Annotated in this window: 16 protein-coding genes; 15 read left to right on the top strand and 1 reads right to left on the bottom strand. The window is 46.6% G+C overall.

Annotated elements, in window-relative coordinates; genetic code table 11:
- Nucleotides 1–171 precede the first annotated feature (171 nt).
- From L1028_RS02310 to L1028_RS02245, 14 genes are all read left to right on the top strand, one after another.
- A complete protein-coding gene (locus L1028_RS02310) occupies nt 172–2157 on the top strand; it encodes a methyl-accepting chemotaxis protein (RefSeq protein ID WP_234530837.1) in 1986 nt (661 codons plus the stop codon).
- A gap of 119 nt (nt 2158–2276) precedes the next feature.
- On the top strand, nt 2277–3089 hold the full coding sequence (locus tag L1028_RS02305; protein ID WP_234530833.1) for a uroporphyrinogen-III synthase: 813 nt from the start codon (nt 2277–2279) through the stop codon (nt 3087–3089).
- Between the two features lie 206 nt (nt 3090–3295).
- Nucleotides 3296–3934, top strand: coding sequence for a ThuA domain-containing protein (locus L1028_RS02300; RefSeq protein ID WP_234530831.1), 639 nt, complete (start codon nt 3296–3298; stop codon nt 3932–3934).
- A gap of 97 nt (nt 3935–4031) precedes the next feature.
- Nucleotides 4032–4379, top strand: a complete 348-nt coding sequence (locus L1028_RS02295) for a phasin family protein (RefSeq protein ID WP_042131416.1) — start codon at nt 4032–4034, stop codon at nt 4377–4379.
- Complete coding sequence (locus L1028_RS02290) at nt 4380–6047, top strand: ABC1 kinase family protein (protein ID WP_234530829.1); 1668 nt, start codon at nt 4380–4382, stop codon at nt 6045–6047.
- 388 nt (nt 6048–6435) lie between these two features.
- On the top strand, nt 6436–8238 hold the full coding sequence (locus tag L1028_RS02285) for a DEAD/DEAH box helicase (RefSeq protein WP_234530819.1): 1803 nt from the start codon (nt 6436–6438) through the stop codon (nt 8236–8238).
- Between the two features lie 201 nt (nt 8239–8439).
- Nucleotides 8440–9303: a M15 family metallopeptidase gene (locus L1028_RS02280; RefSeq protein ID WP_234530818.1), complete on the top strand. Its 864-nt coding sequence runs from the start codon at nt 8440–8442 to the stop codon at nt 9301–9303.
- Between the two features lie 246 nt (nt 9304–9549).
- Nucleotides 9550–10026, top strand: a complete 477-nt coding sequence (locus tag L1028_RS02275; protein WP_234530816.1) for a glutathione peroxidase — start codon at nt 9550–9552, stop codon at nt 10024–10026.
- Between the two features lie 249 nt (nt 10027–10275).
- Entirely contained in the window at nt 10276–11910 is a 1635-nt protein-coding gene (locus tag L1028_RS02270; protein ID WP_234530814.1) for a formate--tetrahydrofolate ligase, read from the top strand.
- A 336-nt stretch (nt 11911–12246) separates the two neighbouring features.
- Nucleotides 12247–13611 carry an FAD-dependent oxidoreductase gene (locus L1028_RS02265; protein ID WP_234530811.1) on the top strand — a complete coding sequence of 455 codons (1365 nt, stop codon included), beginning with the start codon at nt 12247–12249 and terminating at the stop codon, nt 13609–13611.
- Nucleotides 13612–13887: 276 nt separating this feature from the next.
- The gene (locus tag L1028_RS02260; RefSeq protein ID WP_234530809.1) at nt 13888–14715 is read left to right on the top strand and encodes a formate/nitrite transporter family protein; all 828 of its coding nucleotides are present in this window, start codon (nt 13888–13890) and stop codon (nt 14713–14715) included.
- A 433-nt stretch (nt 14716–15148) separates the two neighbouring features.
- Nucleotides 15149–16369: an MFS transporter gene (locus tag L1028_RS02255; protein WP_234530807.1), complete on the top strand. Its 1221-nt coding sequence runs from the start codon at nt 15149–15151 to the stop codon at nt 16367–16369.
- A gap of 70 nt (nt 16370–16439) precedes the next feature.
- Nucleotides 16440–16970, top strand: a complete 531-nt coding sequence (locus L1028_RS02250) for a GNAT family N-acetyltransferase (RefSeq protein ID WP_234530805.1) — start codon at nt 16440–16442, stop codon at nt 16968–16970.
- The gene (locus tag L1028_RS02245; protein ID WP_234530795.1) at nt 16951–17595 is read left to right on the top strand and encodes an MOSC domain-containing protein; all 645 of its coding nucleotides are present in this window, start codon (nt 16951–16953) and stop codon (nt 17593–17595) included. The genes L1028_RS02250 and L1028_RS02245 overlap by 20 nt, the downstream gene beginning before the upstream one ends.
- Nucleotides 17596–17688: 93 nt before the next feature.
- Here L1028_RS02245 and L1028_RS02240 read toward each other — a convergent pair whose 3' ends face one another.
- The gene (locus tag L1028_RS02240; RefSeq protein ID WP_234530793.1) at nt 17689–18237 is read right to left on the bottom strand and encodes a GNAT family N-acetyltransferase; all 549 of its coding nucleotides are present in this window, start codon (nt 18235–18237) and stop codon (nt 17689–17691) included.
- A 231-nt stretch (nt 18238–18468) separates the two neighbouring features.
- On the opposite strand from L1028_RS02240, the gene L1028_RS02235 reads away from it, so the two are divergent.
- Entirely contained in the window at nt 18469–20175 is a 1707-nt protein-coding gene (locus tag L1028_RS02235) for a glutamine--tRNA ligase/YqeY domain fusion protein (RefSeq protein ID WP_234530791.1), read from the top strand.
- Nucleotides 20176–20203 lie beyond the last annotated feature (28 nt).

Below are 20203 nucleotides of genomic sequence, written 5' to 3'. Positions count from 1 at the left end.
CTTTTGAGCGGTCTCTTTGTTGCATTTATATGACAATTCATAAGAATGATGAGAAAAATGAAGAAAGATAGGAGGAAAATCGGTTCCAAAGGAGGATATATAATTATATATTAAGTCTGGTAAATATGTCCTAATTTAAGACTCGAAGAGAGAGAGAGTGTGATGACATCTATGAACAAAAAAGCAGGTATAAGCATCCGAACCAAATTAATTCTTACATACCTATTAGTTCTACTGTTGCCCAGTATCATTATCGGTTGGCGAACCTATCAATCTGCTAGCTATGAAGTGGAAAATCAACTGGTGAACAATGCTACCGAAAGTGTTGAGGCAGTAAATGCAATCATCAACTCGAATATCCAATCGAAAATAGATACTGTTTCTTATTTTGCCGCTGAGTTCACTGCTGAGAGGACCAACAGTGAGGCAACTGGGGGGACGGTAGCTTCTATGAAGGACAGACTGAAGGAATATGCTGTGCTACATCCTGATGTACTAGACATTTATGTTAGTACAAGCAGAGGGCAATCGATCCATGCTTCGGAAGCCAAACTGCCTGAAGGCTACGATCCCAGGAAGGAAAGTACCTATATTAATTCTCTGAAACACGGGAAAGGTGTTGTGATTTCTCCGGCCTTTCAAACTGTGAATCAGGAAACGGCGATCGCGATATCAACAGTCCTGAAGAGCGGTGACGGGGTGGTAACCCTGAATCTCAATCTATCCGCATTAGGACAATTGACCGCGACCAAGGTGGGCAAGGAAGGATATATTACTATCCTGGATAACAGCAAGAAATTTCTTGTTCATCCAACAGAGGTTATTGGGCAGGAATCATCCGCTGATTTTGTGAAAAAAATGTTCGAGGAAGAACAAGGTTCTTTTGATTATTTGTACAAGGATACGCACAAAAAGATGACGTTTATGGTGAATGAGCTTACCGGCTGGAGAATCGGAGGTACGATAAGCATAGATGAAGTGACTTCGGCAACAAGCGGAATCCGCAATACAGCGCTACTTGTAATTGTAGTTTCCGTCCTGCTTGCACTGATCGTGATCTATTTTAATATTCAATCTATTTTGCGGCCGCTTCTTCGGCTGCGGAAAGCAACTGCAGTAATAGCGAAAGGTGATTTGTCCGAAAATATGGGGGCTTTCCGCAAAGATGAAATTGGGATGCTTGCCGAGAACTTTCAATTAATGGTGCTCAGCTTGCGGGAGATGATCGTTGGTGTACAGGAGATGACGAGCAATGTCTCTTCTTCAGCCGAAGAACTGACCGCCAGTGCTGAGCAGAATGCCCAAACGATTGAGCAGATGACGATAGCGATTCAGGAGGTAGCTGCAGGGACGGAACGGCAGGTGATTGGTGTACGAAAAGGGATGGAAAGTGCGGCGGCGACAACAAACGAAGTGGATCATATTTCCGTATATATGGAGCAGGTGTCTGCGATGATGGACAAGACTTCACTCTCTGCTTCAGAAGGAAATGATTCTGTCATCAGCGTGGTGGATAAGATCAATGGTATCGATAGAACGGTGGGAGAGCTTGGCAGTGTAATCGACAAGCTGAACGAAAGAACGGGTCAAATTGAGGGGATTGTCGGCGTCATCACAGGGATTGCCCGTCAGACCAATCTGTTAGCTCTCAATGCTTCTATTGAGGCAGCCAGAGCTGGAGAGCACGGCCGTGGATTTGCTGTTGTTGCAGCCGAAGTGCGTAAGCTGGCAGAGGAATCAGAGAGATCAGCGCATCTGATTGCAGAGCAGATTACCGCCATTAATAGTGAGATGACGCTGGTGACCCATACGATGGAAGATACAAAGCAGCGCGTAACAGAGGGAATAGAGGCCGTGGATACTTCCGGACGTTCCTTCTCCCGTATTCGTAGAGCGGTCAAGAGTGCCGCAGAGAAGATTGAGGCAATGGGTGGGGCTGTACAGACCTTATTGGTGGAATCAGATCATATGAAGAAGGCTATTGGAGAGATCCGCGGCATCACCGAAGAAGCGGCTGTGAATACAGAGACCATCGCAACGGCAGCACAAGAGCAACTTGCTTCTGTTGAAGAGATGGCATCTTCGTCTACCGACCTTAGCCGTCTTGCGGAGGAACTTCAAAAGCTTGTGAGTAGCTTTAAGATACATTCCTCCTAGCAATAATATATTTCAGATAGGAAAACGATGCTTTTATCTTCCCTTTTGCAGCCCTTTGCAAGTATACTGATAAACAATAATGTTGGGTTAGGCAACGGAGAGAGGAGAGATAATAGTACATGGCAGAGCAACTGAAGGGGTTCACGGTCGCCTTGGCGGGTCCGCGCAAATCGGAAGAAATGGCCAAGTTGGTGCAAAATATGGGGGGAACGGCGTTATGTCGACCTGCTCAAGGTACTATATTTCTTGATGATGAGGCATTGGAGGAAGGATTGAATTCATGGATCAGCCATCCGCCTTACTTGGTGATCGCTACCACTGGTATGGGACTGGATGCTCTCTTCGAAACAGCCGAACGTCTGAATATCGCTGATCGTTTTTTAGAAGTCCTTTCTGGTTCTATTATTGCTGCACGGGGTTATAAGACAGTGAATGCTTTGAAAAAAAGAGGACTTACGCCGGAGGTTCGTGATGACGACGGAAGTACGGTCGGATTGATTCGTGGGCTTCAATCTCTGGATTTGCAGGGCAAGGAGGTCGTTTTGCAGCTGCACGGCGATCCAGCGCCTCGTATGCTGTCATGGCTAAAGGAGGCTGGGGCGAATACCCGCCAAGTGCTGCCATATCGTCATACTCCACCAGAACCAGGTGAGCTTGAAAGATTGCTTACAGAAATCATAGAAGGTAAAATTGATGCCGTGGCTTTTACAAGTGCACCACAATTTCGTTTCCTCTCTCAATATGCTCGGGAACAGGGCAAGCTGGAGGAGATGTTGAAGTCCTTCGAGGATAAAGTGCTTGCTGTTTCTGTAGGACGTATTACCTCTGAGGCTCTAAAAGAAGAGGGCCTACAACGTATCATCATGCCTGAGCATGAGCGGATGGGAAGCATGATTGTAGAGCTGGGCAAATATGTGACGGCAAATCGCTAGACCATAGTGTGCGGCAACTTTACAAGATTCACATTACTACTCAGAAGCATTCCCGCCGAGTTCACTGGGTGGGGATGCTTTTTTACCCGGAATCTGATGCCTTAAGAGTAGTAAACCTGCCATCTACATGGACATTCGCAGCAGTTTTCCTTAGAATATAGGCAACATGTGATGAATAATAACAATGAATAAGGAGGAGGATCCCCATGGACAAAAGAAAATGTCTATTACTTGGTGATTATACCCATCCCCGTTTCCATCCACTTCAAGGAGTGGACCAACAAATTAGTGAGATCTTAAATGATTTATTAACCGTTCAGTGTTCGGAGAATAAAAAATTGATGCGTATTGAGCATTTGGCAAGTTATGACTTATGCATTGCCTACAACGAATTGTGGAACGAAACTGTATCTCCTCAACAAACGGCTGGACTACTCAGCTATGTGAGTGGAGGGGGCGGGCTTATTGTTCTTCATACGGGAGCTTCACTGACAAAGCGCAACGAGCTTGCCCAGTTGATCGGCGGTCGTTTTAGCGGCCACACAGCTTATGAGCCGATGAACTTCAAGGTTCTAAAGCATGACATTACTGAGGGCGTTGAAGACTTCCAGCTGGATGAAGAGCCTTATCATTTCGAATTTGATCCGTTCACAGATCGGACTATTCTTCTTCAGTATGAGTCAGAGGGTCAATGGCTTCCAGCTGCATGGTGCCACAGCTATGGTTTAGGACGAGTAGTATTCCTTATGCCTGGGCATCATGAGCCATCCTTCCGCCATCCAGCACTACGTAAACTGATCTTGCAGGCAGCTACTTGGGCTGCTCGTATTCCAATCACGAATTAAGAAATATTGTGTTTTTTTTGAAATATCTACACAGTGGGGTATACTTTAGTCATCAACTCCGTTTGTAACGAAACGGAATCTTTGGGAGGAAAGTACTATGAGTGATTTGTTTAAAAAAGCGATCTCTTTAGGAGTGGGCCTCACCATTGTTAGTAAGGAAAAAGTAGAAAAGGTTGTTGAAGAATTAGTGAAACGCGGAGAGCTTGCTCCTTCGGAGTCTAAGGCCCTCGTTGATCGTCTGATTGAACGCGGTGAAGAAGAGCGAGGTATGCTCAAGTCTGTTGTACAAGAGCAAGTACAACGCGTGTTGAAGGAAATGAAGGTTCCTGTACAAAGTGATATTGACGAGCTGGAAGGCCGAATTGCTGTATTGGAGCGCCGATTGGCCGAGCTAGAGGGGATTTCCCACCTAGAAGGAACATCGGCGGAAACGCGTACGGACTAAATGGCAGTACGCATCAGACATGCCGGACGATACCGGTCCATTGCCATGGCGCTTATGCACCATGGTTTTGGCTATATGGTGGAGGAGCTGGGGCTCTATCATTTATTATCCCTTCCACGCCGTCTTGTAACGCAAGAAGCACATACAAGTCTTACGCTCGGGGAGCGGATTCGGCTAGTATTGGAGGATTTGGGTCCAACCTTTATTAAGCTTGGTCAACTCGCCAGTACCCGTTCAGATCTGCTGCCTGATTCTATTATTCAAGAATTGGTAAAACTACAGGATAATGTGCCCCCGTTCCCTGCAGAGCGAGTGCGCACGATTGTGGAGCATGAACTGGATCAACAGATGGATGAAATTTTTAGTTCCTTTGAGGACACTCCTCTTGCGGCTGCGTCGATCGGTCAAGTGCATAGAGCTGTTCTTCACAGTGGGCAGGTCGTGGCTGTTAAAGTTCAGCGCCCTGGTATTCTGCGAACGATGAGCAGGGATTTGGAAATTCTCAAAGATCTAAGTGCCCTTGCTGAGAAGCAGCTAGGCTGGGCAAGGCAATATCAGTTATCCCGTATGGTGGAGGAATTCTCGAAATCGCTGCTTGGCGAGCTGGATTATAGCCAAGAAGGGCGTAATGCTGAGAAAATTGCTCAACAGATGGATTATGATGGAGTGTACATCCCGGATATCTATTGGGACTATACTTCAACGCGGGTGTTGACCATGGAATATGTAGTAGGGATTACGCTGAGTCGTCGTGATGAGCTACTGAATAACGGCGTTAAGCTTAAGGTTATCGCTCAGCAGCTCGTGGAAATGATGCTCAGACAAATCTTCATTCATGGCTTTTTCCATGCTGATCCTCATCCAGGAAATGTTATACGGATGGCTGATGGGAAGCTGGCCTTGATTGATTTTGGCATGATGGGGCGATTGAACGAAGAAATGAAAGAGCAGCTGTCAGCGCTTGTCATCGCACTGATGCGCAAGAATACGGATGCTATGGTCCGGGCAATCTTGCGTCTCGGAGTCATCCCTGAGGATGCGGATCGAGCGGCGTTGCATAATGATATGGATCGACTTCGCGAGGAATATTATGATGTTCCGTTCAGCAAGATGAGCATAGGTAAAGCGCTAAATGATCTGTTTGGCATTGCTCGCAAGCATCGATTAGTCCTTCCCCCGGATCTAACGATGCTTGGCAAGACGATGCTGACGCTTGAGGGTGTCATTAGCAACTTGGATCCAACGATTAGCATTTTAGAGATGGCAGAGCCTTTTGGACGGGAACTTGTGAAGCAGCGATTTAGTGGACCCCGATTACAGCGTAAGTTCCTCGGAGGCGTAGCCGATTTAGCAGAGAGTCTTCTGGAGCTTCCTGGGCAGGCTAAGCAGTTATCTGCGCTAATTACTAAGGGAAAGCTAAAGGTAGAGATTGCGGCACCTGAGCTCGAGCATCTGGAGCGAAAGCTTGACCGGGTTGGGAACCGCTTAGCATTTAGTATTGTGATGCTTGCGTTCAGTATCATCATGGTTGGACTCATTTTAGGCACTGCGATGCGCGGTCAGCCTTCAGTGTTATGGAATTTCCCTACAGTGGAGATTGGCGGCGTAATAGCGCTTCTGATGTTCTTGTGGTTGATCTATGCGATTTTTAAATCGGGAAGGTTCTAACCTGCAGGATAAAATAATTATTATTCTGCAGGTTCACACAAATGCCGTTCTATCAAGTACAATATAAAAGATAACTTTCTAAGCTTAACTTTACTTCTATTGTATAAAGTGGAATGGAACGCAAATGGAGTGCCGTCTAAACGTCCGGTGGATCGCTGCTGCCCAGAAACCGAACTTTGACCGCACTCTTTTAACGGGTCAAGGGATACATGGGACGGAAGAATGCCGGTGACGGGGTTCTTCCGCTTTTGTTTAAATATAGCTGAATCTGTAGCATACGCCCCCAAAAGGACAGTCGGGTAGGGGCTACCTGAATAGGGCTTTGGAAGACGGAAGTTAAGTAAGAGATGTAATCAAATTTAACTGAGAAAATAGTGAGGTGGAGAATTTGCCGGGATTTAAAGAATTAGGTGTTTCAGAATTACTGTGTACATTGCTTCAAGGCCAAGGCATCGTTAAGCCTACACCAGTGCAACAGGAAGCTATACCGCCATTGGTGCAAGGGCTAGATGTAATAGCAAGAGCAAAGACAGGTACAGGGAAGACAATGGCCTTCCTGCTGCCAATTATGGACAAGATCCACACGGAGCGAGCTTATCCGCAGGCGCTGATTATGGCTCCAACACGTGAGCTGGCTTTGCAGATTACAGAAGAGGCACGGAAGCTGGCACGTCATACGGATATCAAAATCTTGGCCGTTTATGGTGGTCAGGATGTGGAGAAGCAGCTGCGTAAGCTGGAAGGTGGCAGACATCTTATTATCGGTACACCGGGCAGACTGCTAGATCATATGCGCCGGGAGACGCTCGACCTTAGTGGTGTTAAGATGCTCGTTCTGGACGAAGCGGATCAAATGCTGCATATGGGATTCTTGGAGGATGTAGAGACCATTATTACGGCTGTTCCTTATCGTCGTCAAACGATGTTGTTCTCTGCGACGATGCCAGATCCGATTAAACGTCTCGCTGCTAATTACATGAAAGAGCCTTTGGATATCATTATTAAGAGTGGTTCTCCGATTCCGCTGGATAATATCAAGCAGCAGGTAGTGGAAGTCTCGGATCGTAATAAAGAAGAGGCACTCAAAGCATTGATTGAACGGGATCGTCCTTACTTGGCCATTATTTTCTGCCGGACCAAACGTCGGGTGTCCAAGCTGAACGAAGCACTCCAAGCAGCAGGTTATGATTGTGATGAGCTGCACGGCGATTTGTCCCAAGGTAAACGTGAAGGTGTGATGAAAAGATTCCGTGATGCGAAACTGCAGCTTCTTGTGGCTACAGATGTAGCGGCTCGAGGTCTGGATGTTGAAGGTATCACGCATATCTTTAACTATGATATGCCCCTTGATGTGGATAGCTATATTCACCGGATCGGCCGGACAGGCCGTGCCGGAGGTAAAGGGCTTGCTATTACGTTCACTTCTCCGCGTGAGCAAGATGGACTAGACTTGATTGAGCACGGCATTTCGCAGCGCCTGGATCGCCGCCGTTACGACAAGGATGAATTCGGCGTTGGCGAATTCGTCGCAGTACAAGGCGGCGGACGCCACGGCGGTCGCCAAAGCGGCGGCGCTGAGGCAGCGCGCACGGGCCGCGGACCGAAGACCGGCGGCTCCGGCCGCGGCGGTGCTCCACGCGGCGAAGGCGGAGCGCGGCAAGGTGGCCGCGGCCGCGGTAAGGAAGCAGGCGGCTGGGGCGCGCCTGCAGAAGGTCGCCGCGGTAGTCGTTCTGATGCGGCGGCTGGCAAGCGCGGAGGCAGCGGCTCTGACGCTGCCGCACCTAAGGGCGGCGGCAAGGCTGCCGGCGTAGTGCGAGTAGGCGGCGGCTATGGCGCCTTCGCCTCCAGAGGCGATGCGCCAGCTAGCGGCAACGCAGCAGCGCCTAGCGCCGGTTCGCGCGGCGCGAACCGGAAGGGCGGCCCAAGCACTGGCTACAGCGAGAACGTAGCCAGAGGTGCAGACGGCGGTGCCTACGTTGGCGGCACACCACGAGGCGGCTTAGGCAGCGGCTACGGTACAGGCCCGTCTAGAGGCGGCGGCAAAGGTGGTAAAGGTAGCAAAGGCGGCTATAGCGGTGCCAAGGGTGGTGCTGGTAAAGGCAGCCGCAACAGCGGAAATGCGGGTTCTTCACGGGGTGGACGTGGCAGCTCCGGCGGCTTTAAAAGCGGCGGCAGAGGCACATCCAGATAATGTGAGTGGAATTTCATAACTAAAACTTGTTACCATAGGGAAGTTAGCGGACAAGCTAATTACCTATGGTAACTTTATTTTGTAGACACAATTATCCGAGCGATATTTGTCTAAAAAAGGATCTTAGTGTAACATTTTTGAAGGAAAGCCTGTCTAATAGATAAATTGAGTGTTTCGACTTCGAGGAGGAAGATCTTGCAGATGTCTAAAAAATTGAAAATAATAATCTTGTTAATTGTCGTTATTGCTGTTGGGTGGGGGATTGGGAAGTATACGACGCCTTCTCCTTCTGCTTCAGATAGTAGCGGTTCCAATATAAATGTGCAGGATGATCTTCAAGCTAAGCCTGGTGAAGATGGTAATAGCACCGAAGAGGGCATAACAGACCCAGTGGTAGCTAATCCATCGAATACTACGGATCCCTCTGATCCGTCCGAACCGGATAATGACGGAAAGGGAAATAGCACTGATGATTCTTTTAAAGAGCCTGACAGCATAGCTGTGATGGTGAATAAGGAGTATGGACTGCCGGAGAACTATAAGCCAACGGATCTAGTCTACCCGGAAGTACGGTTTACATTTAAAGAGAAAATCGAGAAGCGTATGATGCGTAAGGAAGCTGCCGAAGCATTAGAGAAACTGTTCGCAGGCGCAGAGGAAGACGGGATTTACTTGGCTGGTGTTTCAGCCTACCGTTCTAAGGAAACCCAAACGAGGCTGTTCAATCGTTATGTTAAGAAAGACGGAGAAGAACTGGCTCGTACTTACAGTGCCGTGCCTGGCTATAGCGAGCATCAGACAGGGCTTGCTATCGATGTCTCAGGAAGTGACGGAAAATGTGCTGCGGAGAGCTGTTTCGGTGGAACGAAGGAAGCGGAGTGGCTAGCGCAGCATGCAACGGAATATGGTTATATCATCCGCTTTCCAGAAGGAAAGCAGGACATTACAGGATATAAGTATGAGCCTTGGCATATCCGTTATGTGGGCAAGGATATAGCTACTTATATTGCGGATAAAGGGATTACGCTGGAAGAATATTATGATGTCGTACCAGTATCCAAATAACAGAGTGATAGAGAGCAGTCCTTAGAAATACATAGGGCTGCTTTTTTCTAAATATAAGAAATTATAAGTTTAACACTATACTTTATCCTTATATTTCACGCATAAACGCTTACCGTCCTTTAGGGACGCCGAAGGCGTTTTTGCTTGTTATTAGTGTTTACAGAAAGTGTCGATAAGTTGCAATCTGTTACAATTCGGGTAAGATACGTAGTGTAGTCTAAGTCCATGGAAGGAAGGGGAATTAGGATGTCGATCTACAATTTTTCCGGCGTTACGCCTTCGGGTAAAGAAGTGTCATTTACAGAGTATGAAGGTAAGGTACTGCTGATTGCCAATACGGCTAGTAAATGCGGACTTACACCGCAGTATGGGGATCTCCAGAAGCTATACGAGCAGTATAGGGATCAGGGACTTGTAGTATTAGGATTCCCCTGCAACCAATTTGCGGGTCAGGAGCCGGGTACAAGTGAAGAGGCAGAAGAATTCTGTCAGATTAATTATGGCGTTACCTTTCCTGTGTTTTCCAAAGTGGATGTGAATGGACCGGATGCCAGTCCTCTTTTCAATTATTTAAAAGAGCAACAGCCGGGTACTGGCGACAGCAGTGATATTAGCTGGAATTTCACGAAGTTTCTTATTGATCGTGGCGGTAATGTAGTAGCTCGTGTGGAGCCAAAGGAATCGCCAGAAACGATGTCAGAACAGATTGAGTCCTTATTGTAGATCATTTAGGGACTGATGAATTGTTATTTTACAAGTATCCTTTCGACCTCGGTCTTTGCCGAGCTTCGACGGGATTTTCTTTTTTTACATAAGAATATAGAACAGGCGCCTTAAATTTTGTTGTGATAAATTATACTTGACGCTTTACAGAGACCATGTATTCTTTGAAGAGAATGTAATGCCCATGCAAAATATGCATAAAGCGTGGAATACAGCAGGATAATAACGGCAGGAGGGTTCAATACAAGCATGAAGTTAATTACAGAGGTAGCAGCACAAGCGGGAATTGGCGAAGAGCATCTGGAGCTATACGGAAAATATAAAAGTAAACTTTCACCGTCCTTATGGGAGGACATGAAGAACAAGCCAGATGGCAAGCTGGTATTGGTCACTGCGGTGAATCCGACCCCTGCTGGCGAAGGGAAGACCTTAACAACCATTGGGCTGGCACAGGCATTGAACGCAGCAGGGGTAAAGACCGTGGCTGCCTTGCGCGAACCGTCCCTCGGACCATGCTTAGGCATGAAAGGCGGTGCCACGGGCGGCGGCAAGTCACAGATCATTCCGGCAGATGAGATTAATTTGCACTTTACGGGTGATATTCATGCGGTGACTTCTGCACATAATTTATTATCTGCGATGATTGACAATCATATCTTCCAAGGTAATGAGCTGGGTCTTGATCCGCAGCGTATCGTTTGGAAACGCGTGATGGATATGAATGATCGCAGTCTGCGGAATATCGTGACCGGACTCGGAGATGGAAATGGAGCCGTGCGGGAAAGTGGATTTCAGATTACAACAGCTTCTGAGATTATGGCTGTATTATGCCTATGCGATAATCTGACTGATCTCAAAAAGCGTCTGAACCGTATTTTGATTGGATATGACCAAGAGGGACAGCCTGTAACGGCCGAGCAAATAGGGGCAGTTGAAGCGATGACAGCGCTGCTGAAGGAAGCCGTTAAGCCTAATCTGGTGCAGACCTTGGAGGGCACTCCTGTTATTGTACACGGTGGTCCATTTGCGAACATCGCCCATGGCTGCAGTAGTGTTATCGGTACTCGATATGCACTCAAGCTGGGAGATGTTGTGGTTACGGAAGCAGGCTTCGGAGCGGATCTTGGTGCAGAGAAATTCATGGATATCAAATGCCGGCAAGCGGGTCTAACCCCTTCAGCGGCAGTGCTTGTCGTGACGGTGAAATCTTTGAAATATAACGGTGGTGTACCTAAGAATGAGCTCCAAACTGAGAACCGGACGGCGCTACGCACTGGCTTGTCTAATTTGGAGCGTCATGTAGAGAATCTCGGCAAGTTTGGGGTGCCTGTTCTTGTTGCCATTAATCATTTTGAAGGCGATAGTCCAGAAGAGATTACTGATGTTGTGGAGGCTTGTCGCCGATTGAACGTTCCTGCGGCAATATCCAAGGTATGGGCAGAAGGTAGTGCGGGCGGACAAGAGTTGGCTTCGGAACTAAAGAAACTCCTGGACCATAGCGACACTGAACGTTTTGCTCCTTTGTATGAGAATGAAATCGACATCTCTTCCAAAATCACCAAGATTGTTCGAGAAATTTACCGTGGTGCGGAGGTGAACTTTTCCCCTGCGGCCAAACGAAGCCTAGCGGTGATTGAGCGCCTTGGGTTAAATGATCTTCAAGTATGTATGGCGAAGACCCCTTATTCCTTCTCAGATCAGCCTAGATTGCTTGGCGCTCCTGAAGGTTTCACGGTAGGTATCCGTGATATAACCCTTTCGCTCGGTGCAGGGTTTGCTGTCGTGATTACGGGCAATATCGTTACGATGCCAGGTCTACCGGCTAAGCCGGCTGCTGAGGCACTATGGATGGATGAGGACGGCGTGATTCACGGTTTGGTGTAAATTCAGTTTATGATCAGGCTTTTCCCTGTTGGTTTAGGGGGAAGCCTTTTTTGCGCGTTATAAGAAAGTATATCCTGAGGGGGCAGAACATAATGTCCTACGCCCATGGCAAAGCTAACGAGGTCGCAATCGGCAGCAGTGACGGAAAATGCTTAAAATTGTGAACAATCTGAGAATATAGGCGAAAAGACTTGCAATGTGATAAATATCACAATATAATCATTTTATAAAGTGAAATAAATCACAATTAACTCATCGGTGATCAGATATCTAATTTGGTCAGTCAAGCAATTCGAATATATAACCAGGTTGTCCATTTGAAGGAGGAAGAAAATAATGAAAGTAGCTGTCATTGGATGTACCCATGCCGGAACTGCCGCAATTGTAAATACTGCTAAGCTTCACCCGGAAGCCGAGATTACGGTGTATGAGCGTAATGATAATATTTCTTTCTTATCCTGTGGCATTGCTTTATATGTAGGTGGAGTGGTCAAGGACCCACACGGGCTGTTCTATTCTTCCCCTGAGAAGCTTGCTGAGCTTGGTGTAAAGACCAACATGCGTCATGAAGTGACCGTTGTGGATACGAAGTCCAAAACATTGCGTGTTCGCAATTTGGCAACCGGACAGGAGTTTGACGATACCTACGATAAGCTGATTATGACTACGGGATCATGGCCGATTGTGCCGAAGCTCGAAGGGATTGAGCTGGAAGGCGTCTTGCTTTGCAAGAACTATGATCATTCCAATACCATTATAGAAAAAGCTAAACAAGCGAATAAAATCACAGTCGTAGGCGCTGGATATATCGGCGTTGAGTTGGTGGAAGCCTTCCAAATGAACGGAAAGCAAGTTACGCTGATTGATGGTGAAGATCGTATTTTGAATAAATATTTGGACCCAGAGTTTACTGCGCCGATCGAACAATCCTTTAAGGATCATGGTATTAAATTAGCGCTGAATGAGAAGGTAAGTTCTTTTGCTGGTGAAGGTGGCAAAGTTACCAAGGTTATCACAAGCGAAGGGGAGCATGAGGCGGATCTTGTAATTCTCTGCATCGGCTTCCGTCCGAATACTGAGCTGTTAAAAGGTCAAGTGGATATGCTGCCAAATGGCGCAATTCTAGTCAATGATTATATGCAGACTAGTTGCCCGGATGTGTATGCTGCTGGTGACAGCTGCGCGATTCATTACAACCCTACAGGTAAGCACGCTTATATTCCACTGGCAACCAATGCAGTACGGATGGGCACTTTGGTCGCACGTAACTTAGTGACAGAGACAATTCCTTATATGGGTACTCAAGGGACTTCGGGCATTAAGATTTATGAAGATAATATCGCTGCTACCGGTCTTACTGAAGAAGGGGCTAAGGCTGAAGGAATGGACGTAGAAACTACCATGATTATTGACAACTACCGTCCAGAATTTATGCCAACCTTCGAGCAGGTGCAATTAAAAGTGGTATTTGATCGCGCGACACGCCGCATTCTTGGAGCGCAAATCCTGTCCAAGACGGATTTGACGCAATCGATCAACACAGTATCAGTATGTATTCAAAATAAAATGACAATCGATCAGCTTGCCTTTATCGATTTCTTCTTCCAACCTCATTACAACAAGCCTTGGAACTTCCTGAATACAGTAGGCCTTGAAGCGCTACCGACATCAGTACCAAGCAAAGAGGCAGTAACCGTATAATTTAATTGCATATGAACAATAAAGTTTTGGTAAACCGGAGCCATACATGGCTCCGGTTTTTTGTGATTGAGGCTGGTACCATTTACCTTTAAAATAATATGGAGCCTATTCTTAAAATTGTAATTATGGATGAGCCTCGTTAAATTTGACATGTCAGTGAAAATTTTCACTTAGTTTTTCATATAGTGATAATTATCACGTTAATGTATTTTATGACACGCTACAATGGTCGTAAAGGAACAAATTTTAAGTAAATAGATGAAGGGGATAGGAATCATGGCTTATAGTAAACCGCAGCAGATAGCCGCAGTCACGGTTGAGAACGGCATGAAAAAAGCGCACAATCCTTTAAGCACCGTATTAATTCTGGGCTTTCTGGGAGGAGCGTTTATCGCGCTCGGATTTTTACTGGATATTCGCGTCATAGCTGGCGCACCACATGAATGGGGATCCATCGCTAACTTTATTGGGGCAGCTGTCTTCCCTGTTGGGTTGATTCTAGTACTGCTTGCAGGGGGAGAACTACTGACAGGCAATATGATGGCTGTGCCACTCGCTTTTATGGCGAAGAAGATATCCTTCTGGGAAGTTGTTAAGAATCTCGTATTGATTACCCTGAGCAATCTAGCGGGAGCTTTGTTTGTAGCTTACTTTTTCGGTCACGTGGTTGGTTTAACCTCTGACGGTGTATATTTGGAAAAATTGGTGGAGATGGCAGGACATAAGCTTGAGGCAGACTTCTTGCCGGCATTTGTTTCCGGTATCGGTTGTAACTGGCTTGTAGCTTTGGCGGTATGGCTCTCCTATGGAGCAGATAATTTCAGTGGTAAAATCCTCGGCATCTGGTTCCCAACGATGGCTTTTGTAGCTATCGGCTTCCAGCACGTTGTAGCCAACATGTTCTTAATTCCGGCAGCTATTTTTGAAGGCTATTTTTCATGGGGAGAGTACTTCAACAATTTTGTTCCGGTATGGCTAGGCAATTTGACGGGCGGTGCGATCTTTGTTGCGGCAGCTTATTGGATGGCTTACCTGCGCAAAGAGCCGGCATCTATTCAATCCGTGGACAGCATGTCCGGCAGCGGTGTGAAAAAACACGCCTAAACCTATCTTATAGAGCACTCCTTAGAATAGTCGAGGGGTGCTTTTTGCTGTGTAGACAAATAAAATCCGCCGTGATGTATCCGAGCTCGGGGGAACGAATTCGGATGCACAGCGAATTTTAAAAGGGGGAGTGTTTCTAGGCTCTATTACCCCGACTTTGTAATAACGAAACACTTCATTATTGTTTAGTCTACTTTACGTACGATAGCGGCAACTATAAAATATAAATAGATAGTAGAAATAGGGAGGACTGCGGACGTGAACGGTGCCACTTTTTTCTCAGCTACGGTAGAAGTTAGTCCTAAATAAGAGGTAAAGTATACTGAGACTTTATCACAATAGCACGTCAATGCGTCTGCTTGCCCTTAACCCTGTTTTGGGATAATACTGGATGGAATAATGACACATATATTACAGGGGATGTACACTACTTATGAAGTTTTTACAGAATTATCCTAAAGAAGTTAAGATATTTTTAATTGCTAGCCTTATTAATGCAACGGGTAGTGCACTGATGTGGCCACTGGTTACAATGTACGTTTTTGATGAGCTTGGACGTAGCATGTCGGATGCTGGGTTAGTGATTCTGATTCAATCGGTTGGAGGGATTGTGGGTCAACTACTCGGGGGCTCACTCTATCATAAGGTAGGCGTTAACCGGCTGATTGTTGGAGCGCTGGGCATGAATGCACTTGCACTGTTCACTTTGCCGGCAGCAAGTAACAACTGGACGCTATTTATGGTCGCGATGGGACTGGTAGGGCTCTTTAATTCACTGTCATTACCTGCGATTCAGGCATTTATCGGCTTTCGTTTTACGAAGCAGCGCGGAGAGCTGTTTAATGTTATTTATGTCGCCAATAATATTGGTGTAGCACTAGGTACGGCGTTAAGTGGTTTTTTGGCCGATATTTCTTATATGCTCAGCTTTGTGATGAACGGCGTAACTTCAGCGGTATTTGCCGTATTCTTTTTTGTATACCTCAAGAAAGTCGGAGAAGATTCTTCACAGGAGGTCGCAGAACACCAGAAGGCTGGTCCTGACAAACAATCCACCTGGAAGCTAATGGGGCATACACGAATTTATCTTTATATGGGTATTGCCTCGATGTTCCTACTATTAGGGAACTCTATCTGGAATACAGGGGTATCTCCATTCATTATTTCTGAGGGCTGGCCTAAGAAGACTTATGGGTTTCTCTGGACGCTTAACGGAATTCTCATCTTTGCAGCTCAGCCGCTCGTAACAGTAATTAAACGCTGGTTCGCATCTACCTCAACGGCGCAAATGACTGTAAGTGCTCTATTTTATTTGGGTGGGTATGCTGTTCTTTTATGGATGCCGACTTATTCAGGTCTAGTGCTTGGGATGGTACTCGCTACGCTTGGGGAAATGCTGATATCTCCGGCCATGCCTTCCTTTATTTCAGATCATGCAGGTCGCAGTGCTCCTTTCTATTTAGGGCTAAGTGGAGGCATGGGGGCAGTCGGTAGGGTGATTGGACCATACTTAATGGGCAGGTTATACGATAGTGGAGGCTTAGCGCCTACCGCATGGTTGGCATGTGCGATGGCACTGTTATCCGTAGGATTCTTTATCGTTCATGCGTATATCAACCGCCGAGGAAATTCATTGGAGCAGTCATTAGGATAGTTGAGCATAGTGGATTCAAATGATCTACTGTGAATTCTATAGAGGTGCAAGGCAAGGGGTGTACATCTTTATGAAACTTTGCAACAGGGATAGGTTTATAATAAGGTTCTCAGAGATTAAAGACGTGCGGGAACTGATTCATCTGGATCATATGATCTGGACGGAGGACACTAGCCCGGGGCCGTTAATGTGGCGTTCTCAAGAGGATTACCTATTGAATGCTCCCCCGGGCTCGCAGCTAGTAGCGCTAAAGGATGACAAGCTATGCGGATATGTTGGGTTTGGCCGCCCTAGTCGAATGGAGAGTAACAGGCATGTGTGCGAGGTCAATATTGCTGTTCATCCGGATTATCAACGTCTAGGTATTGGCCGTCAGCTCATAGAGGCTATTAAGGAACATGCTGCAGATAACTCTATTCGTAAGCTTCGTCTACGCGTACTATCCTGTAATGAATCAGCGCTTTCTTTTTATCGTAAATGTGGGTTCGTGGAAGAGGGACGTCTGCGGGAGGAGTTTTATCTTGGCGGTCGATATGTGGATGAAATATTTATGTGCTGCATGCTGACAGGAGGAGAAGGATATGGAGATCATCTCGCTTAATGTGGGGCGGCCGATAACGGTGGATTATCGGGGGAAACCTTTGGAGACTGGAATTTATAAAATGCCTGTAGAAGGATCAGTTCAGCTAAATACCAATGGTTTTGCCGGAGATGGTCAGGCGGATCTGAAACATCACGGGGGCCCTGATAAGGCAGTTTGTGCCTACCCCATCGAGCATTATCCCCACTGGGAGCAGCAGCTTGGGAAGAAACTGGAATACTCTGCCTTCGGAGAAAATATAACAACTGCTGGCTTATTAGAGACAGACGTGTGCATTGGCGATGTGTACGAAATAGGTACTACTGTGTTGCAGGTCAGCCAGCCACGTTATCCTTGCTTCAAAATCTCACAAAAGCATGGCCCGGCAGATCTCCCAGCTCAAGTGCTGGACACTAGATATAGCGGATTTTACTTGCGTGTGCTTCGTGAAGGAAAGATTTCAACCGGAGATGTGATTGTCAAAAAAGAAAGTGGAGCTGGCGGTGCGTCCGTGGCGCATGTACTACATTTAATGCAAGTAGGGCTGCAAGAGGAAGCTGCACTGGCAGTTCTTGCGGAGCTTGAAACTCTCTCCGCCGTAGTTCGGAACAAGTTTCGAAAACAGCTGGGTCAGCCGGAGAGTTAGACACTATCTACAAACCAAAATAAGCCTGGAGGCGTATGCCTTCCAGGTTTATTTCTATTTATGAGCTTATATGTGTTGCTTGCTTAGCCTAACTTAGCCGAGCAGCTGCCATTCACTACGCAATAAACCGTAAACGGCATGGTTGACGTAGCCATCAGGCAGTTTCTCTGCCTGTCTAATCACACCCTCAAGGACAAAACCAAGCCGTTCCGGGATCGCCCGGCTGGAAACATTTCTGGTCGCGCAGCGAATTTCTACACGTTGCAGCTCCATTTCCAGTAGTGCATAGTCTACTAGAACCCGACAGGCACTAGTCATATAGCCTTTGCCCTCATATCCTTCACCAAGCCAGTAACCGAGCCCAACGGATCGGTTATGCCAGTCAATCTGGTGATACCCAATGACGCCAGCTAACTCGCCGCGTACCCAAAGTCCGGAGGTGAAGGCGCCATTTTCGGTGCCTTGTTTTATAGCATTTTGGATGAAATTAAGGCTGTGATCCTGTTCCGTAACGGCATCCACCCAAGGAAGCCATTGCCTAATCCGTTCCCGCGAGCGCTCCACTAACGCGAATATGTGCCTAGCATGCTCTGGCATTAGCGGCTTTAACATCAGCTCTTCATCGATGACATAATTAAACAAGCGGTTGCCTCCTTTTCAGGCACAAGGCCTTATGTATGATTATGGATTATTTCTTATGATAATCATGCTACTCTATCGCCCGCAGAGAAGTCAAAAGGTCTAAAGACACTAAAAAATGATCCATGCCTTGTGTCCCCTTTTATTGATCAATCTACGGTTAACGGGTATATTAGTAGGAAACATGTTTATACAAGAAGTAGTGTAACACTACAGAATGAAAGGTTGATAGCTGTGGAGAACCGTAGCACCCCCTCCAATTTTATTAAGAATGTTATTACCGAAGACCTCCGTACCGGTAAAGTAAAGGAAGTTATCACACGCTTTCCGCCGGAGCCGAACGGATATTTACATATCGGACATGCCAAGGCGATCTGGATTAACTTTACACTGGCGGACGAGTTCGGTGGCAAGACTAACCTAAGATTTGACGACACGAATCCGGCTAAAGAGGATACGGAATATGTGAACTCGATTCAGGAAGATGTAAAGTGGCTCGGTTATGAATGGGAAGAGCTGCGTTTTGCATCTGATTATTTTGAGGAAATGTACAAACGTGCCGAATTATTAATTACAAAAGGCAAAGCCTATGTCGATGACCTCAGTGCGGATGAAATTCGTCAATTGCGTGGAACGCTGACGGAACCAGGAAAGAACAGTCCGCATCGCGATCGTAGTATCGAAGAGAATTTGGATCTATTCCGGCGTATGCGTGCAGGCGAATTCAAGGACGGTGAGAAGGTTCTTCGCGCCAAGATCGACATGGCGTCACCGAACATTAACCTGCGTGATCCTGTAATTTACCGGATTACACATGCACATCACCATAACACAGGCGATAAATGGTGTATCTACCCAATGTATACCTTCGCACATCCGTTAGAAGATGCTATTGAGGGGGTTACTCACTCCCTTTGCTCACTCGAATTCGAAGATCAACGTCCATTCTACGATTGGGTCGTAGCGGAATGTGAGATGCCTTCTGTTCCGCATCAATATGAATTTGGCCGTCTGAATCTCGCTCAAACAATGACTAGTAAACGTAAGCTGAAGCTGCTTGTAGACGAAAAACATGTGGATGGCTGGGACGATCCGCGGATGCCTACGATTTCTGGTCTACGCCGTAGAGGATATACTCCTGAAGCGATTCGTAAATTCGTGTATGAAGCGGGTATCTCTAAGAGTCAGGGTCTGGTGGACCTGCAAATGCTGGAGCACTTTATTCGTGAGGATCTTAAGCTAACTGTACCGCGTACTATGGCTGTGTTACGACCGCTTAAGGTTGTAATTACCAACTATCCAGAAGGTCAAACAGAATGGCTTGAAGCGGAGAATAATACAGAGAATGAAGAAATGGGCGTACGCCAAATTCCATTCTCGCGTGAAATTTATGTGGAACGTGATGACTTTATGGAGAATCCGCCGAACAAATATTTCCGGTTGTTCCCTGGCAATGAAGTACGTCTGAAGCATGCTTATTTCATCAAATGTAATGAAGTTATTAAGGATGAGAATGGCGAGGTAGTGGAGCTGCATTGTACGTATGATCCAGAAACGAAGAGTGGAAGTGGATTTACAGGCCGCAAGGTAAAAGGTACGTTGCACTGGGTTGAAGCTAGCCAAGCAGTTCCTGCGGAATTCCGTCTATACGAGCCTCTGATTTCTGCTGAGGAAGCGGATGAGGCTGTGGAGGTTGAAGGTTTGGATTCCTCGGTAGAGAAATCGGAGCCTAGCTTCTTAGATCAGCTTAATCCTAAGTCCATAGAAATCCTGCAAGGGTTTGTTGAACCTGCGCTTAAGGATAGCGTGGCTCAGGATAAATTCCAGTTCTTCCGTCATGGCTATTTTAATGTGGATAGCAAATATTCAGCGCCTGGACATCTCGTATTCAATCTTATCGTTTCACTGAAGAGTTCATTTCAGCCTCCTAAACAAGGCTAAACAGATAAATGAATCAAGGTAACAACAA

The organism is Paenibacillus pseudetheri (assembly GCF_924513355.1).
Taxonomy (GTDB): domain Bacteria; phylum Bacillota; class Bacilli; order Paenibacillales; family Paenibacillaceae; genus Paenibacillus_AQ; species Paenibacillus_AQ pseudetheri.
Note: the sequence above shows the minus strand (reverse complement) of the source record. Positions and strands in the feature narration are given on the sequence as shown.

Excerpts from the sequence above, each read along its gene's own strand:
- L1028_RS02310 (WP_234530837.1), top strand. The coding sequence starts at position 172 with ATGAACAAAAAAGCAGGTATAAGCATCCGAACCAAATTAATTCTTACA.
- L1028_RS02305 (WP_234530833.1), top strand. The coding sequence starts at position 2,277 with ATGGCAGAGCAACTGAAGGGGTTCACGGTCGCCTTGGCGGGTCCGCGC.
- L1028_RS02300 (WP_234530831.1), top strand. The coding sequence starts at position 3,296 with ATGGACAAAAGAAAATGTCTATTACTTGGTGATTATACCCATCCCCGT.
- L1028_RS02295 (WP_042131416.1), top strand. The coding sequence starts at position 4,032 with ATGAGTGATTTGTTTAAAAAAGCGATCTCTTTAGGAGTGGGCCTCACC.
- L1028_RS02290 (WP_234530829.1), top strand. The coding sequence starts at position 4,380 with ATGGCAGTACGCATCAGACATGCCGGACGATACCGGTCCATTGCCATG.
- L1028_RS02280 (WP_234530818.1), top strand. The coding sequence starts at position 8,440 with ATGTCTAAAAAATTGAAAATAATAATCTTGTTAATTGTCGTTATTGCT.
- L1028_RS02275 (WP_234530816.1), top strand. The coding sequence starts at position 9,550 with ATGTCGATCTACAATTTTTCCGGCGTTACGCCTTCGGGTAAAGAAGTG.
- L1028_RS02270 (WP_234530814.1), top strand. The coding sequence starts at position 10,276 with ATGAAGTTAATTACAGAGGTAGCAGCACAAGCGGGAATTGGCGAAGAG.
- L1028_RS02265 (WP_234530811.1), top strand. The coding sequence starts at position 12,247 with ATGAAAGTAGCTGTCATTGGATGTACCCATGCCGGAACTGCCGCAATT.
- L1028_RS02260 (WP_234530809.1), top strand. The coding sequence starts at position 13,888 with ATGGCTTATAGTAAACCGCAGCAGATAGCCGCAGTCACGGTTGAGAAC.
- L1028_RS02255 (WP_234530807.1), top strand. The coding sequence starts at position 15,149 with ATGAAGTTTTTACAGAATTATCCTAAAGAAGTTAAGATATTTTTAATT.
- L1028_RS02250 (WP_234530805.1), top strand. The coding sequence starts at position 16,440 with ATGAAACTTTGCAACAGGGATAGGTTTATAATAAGGTTCTCAGAGATT.
- L1028_RS02245 (WP_234530795.1), top strand. The coding sequence starts at position 16,951 with ATGGAGATCATCTCGCTTAATGTGGGGCGGCCGATAACGGTGGATTAT.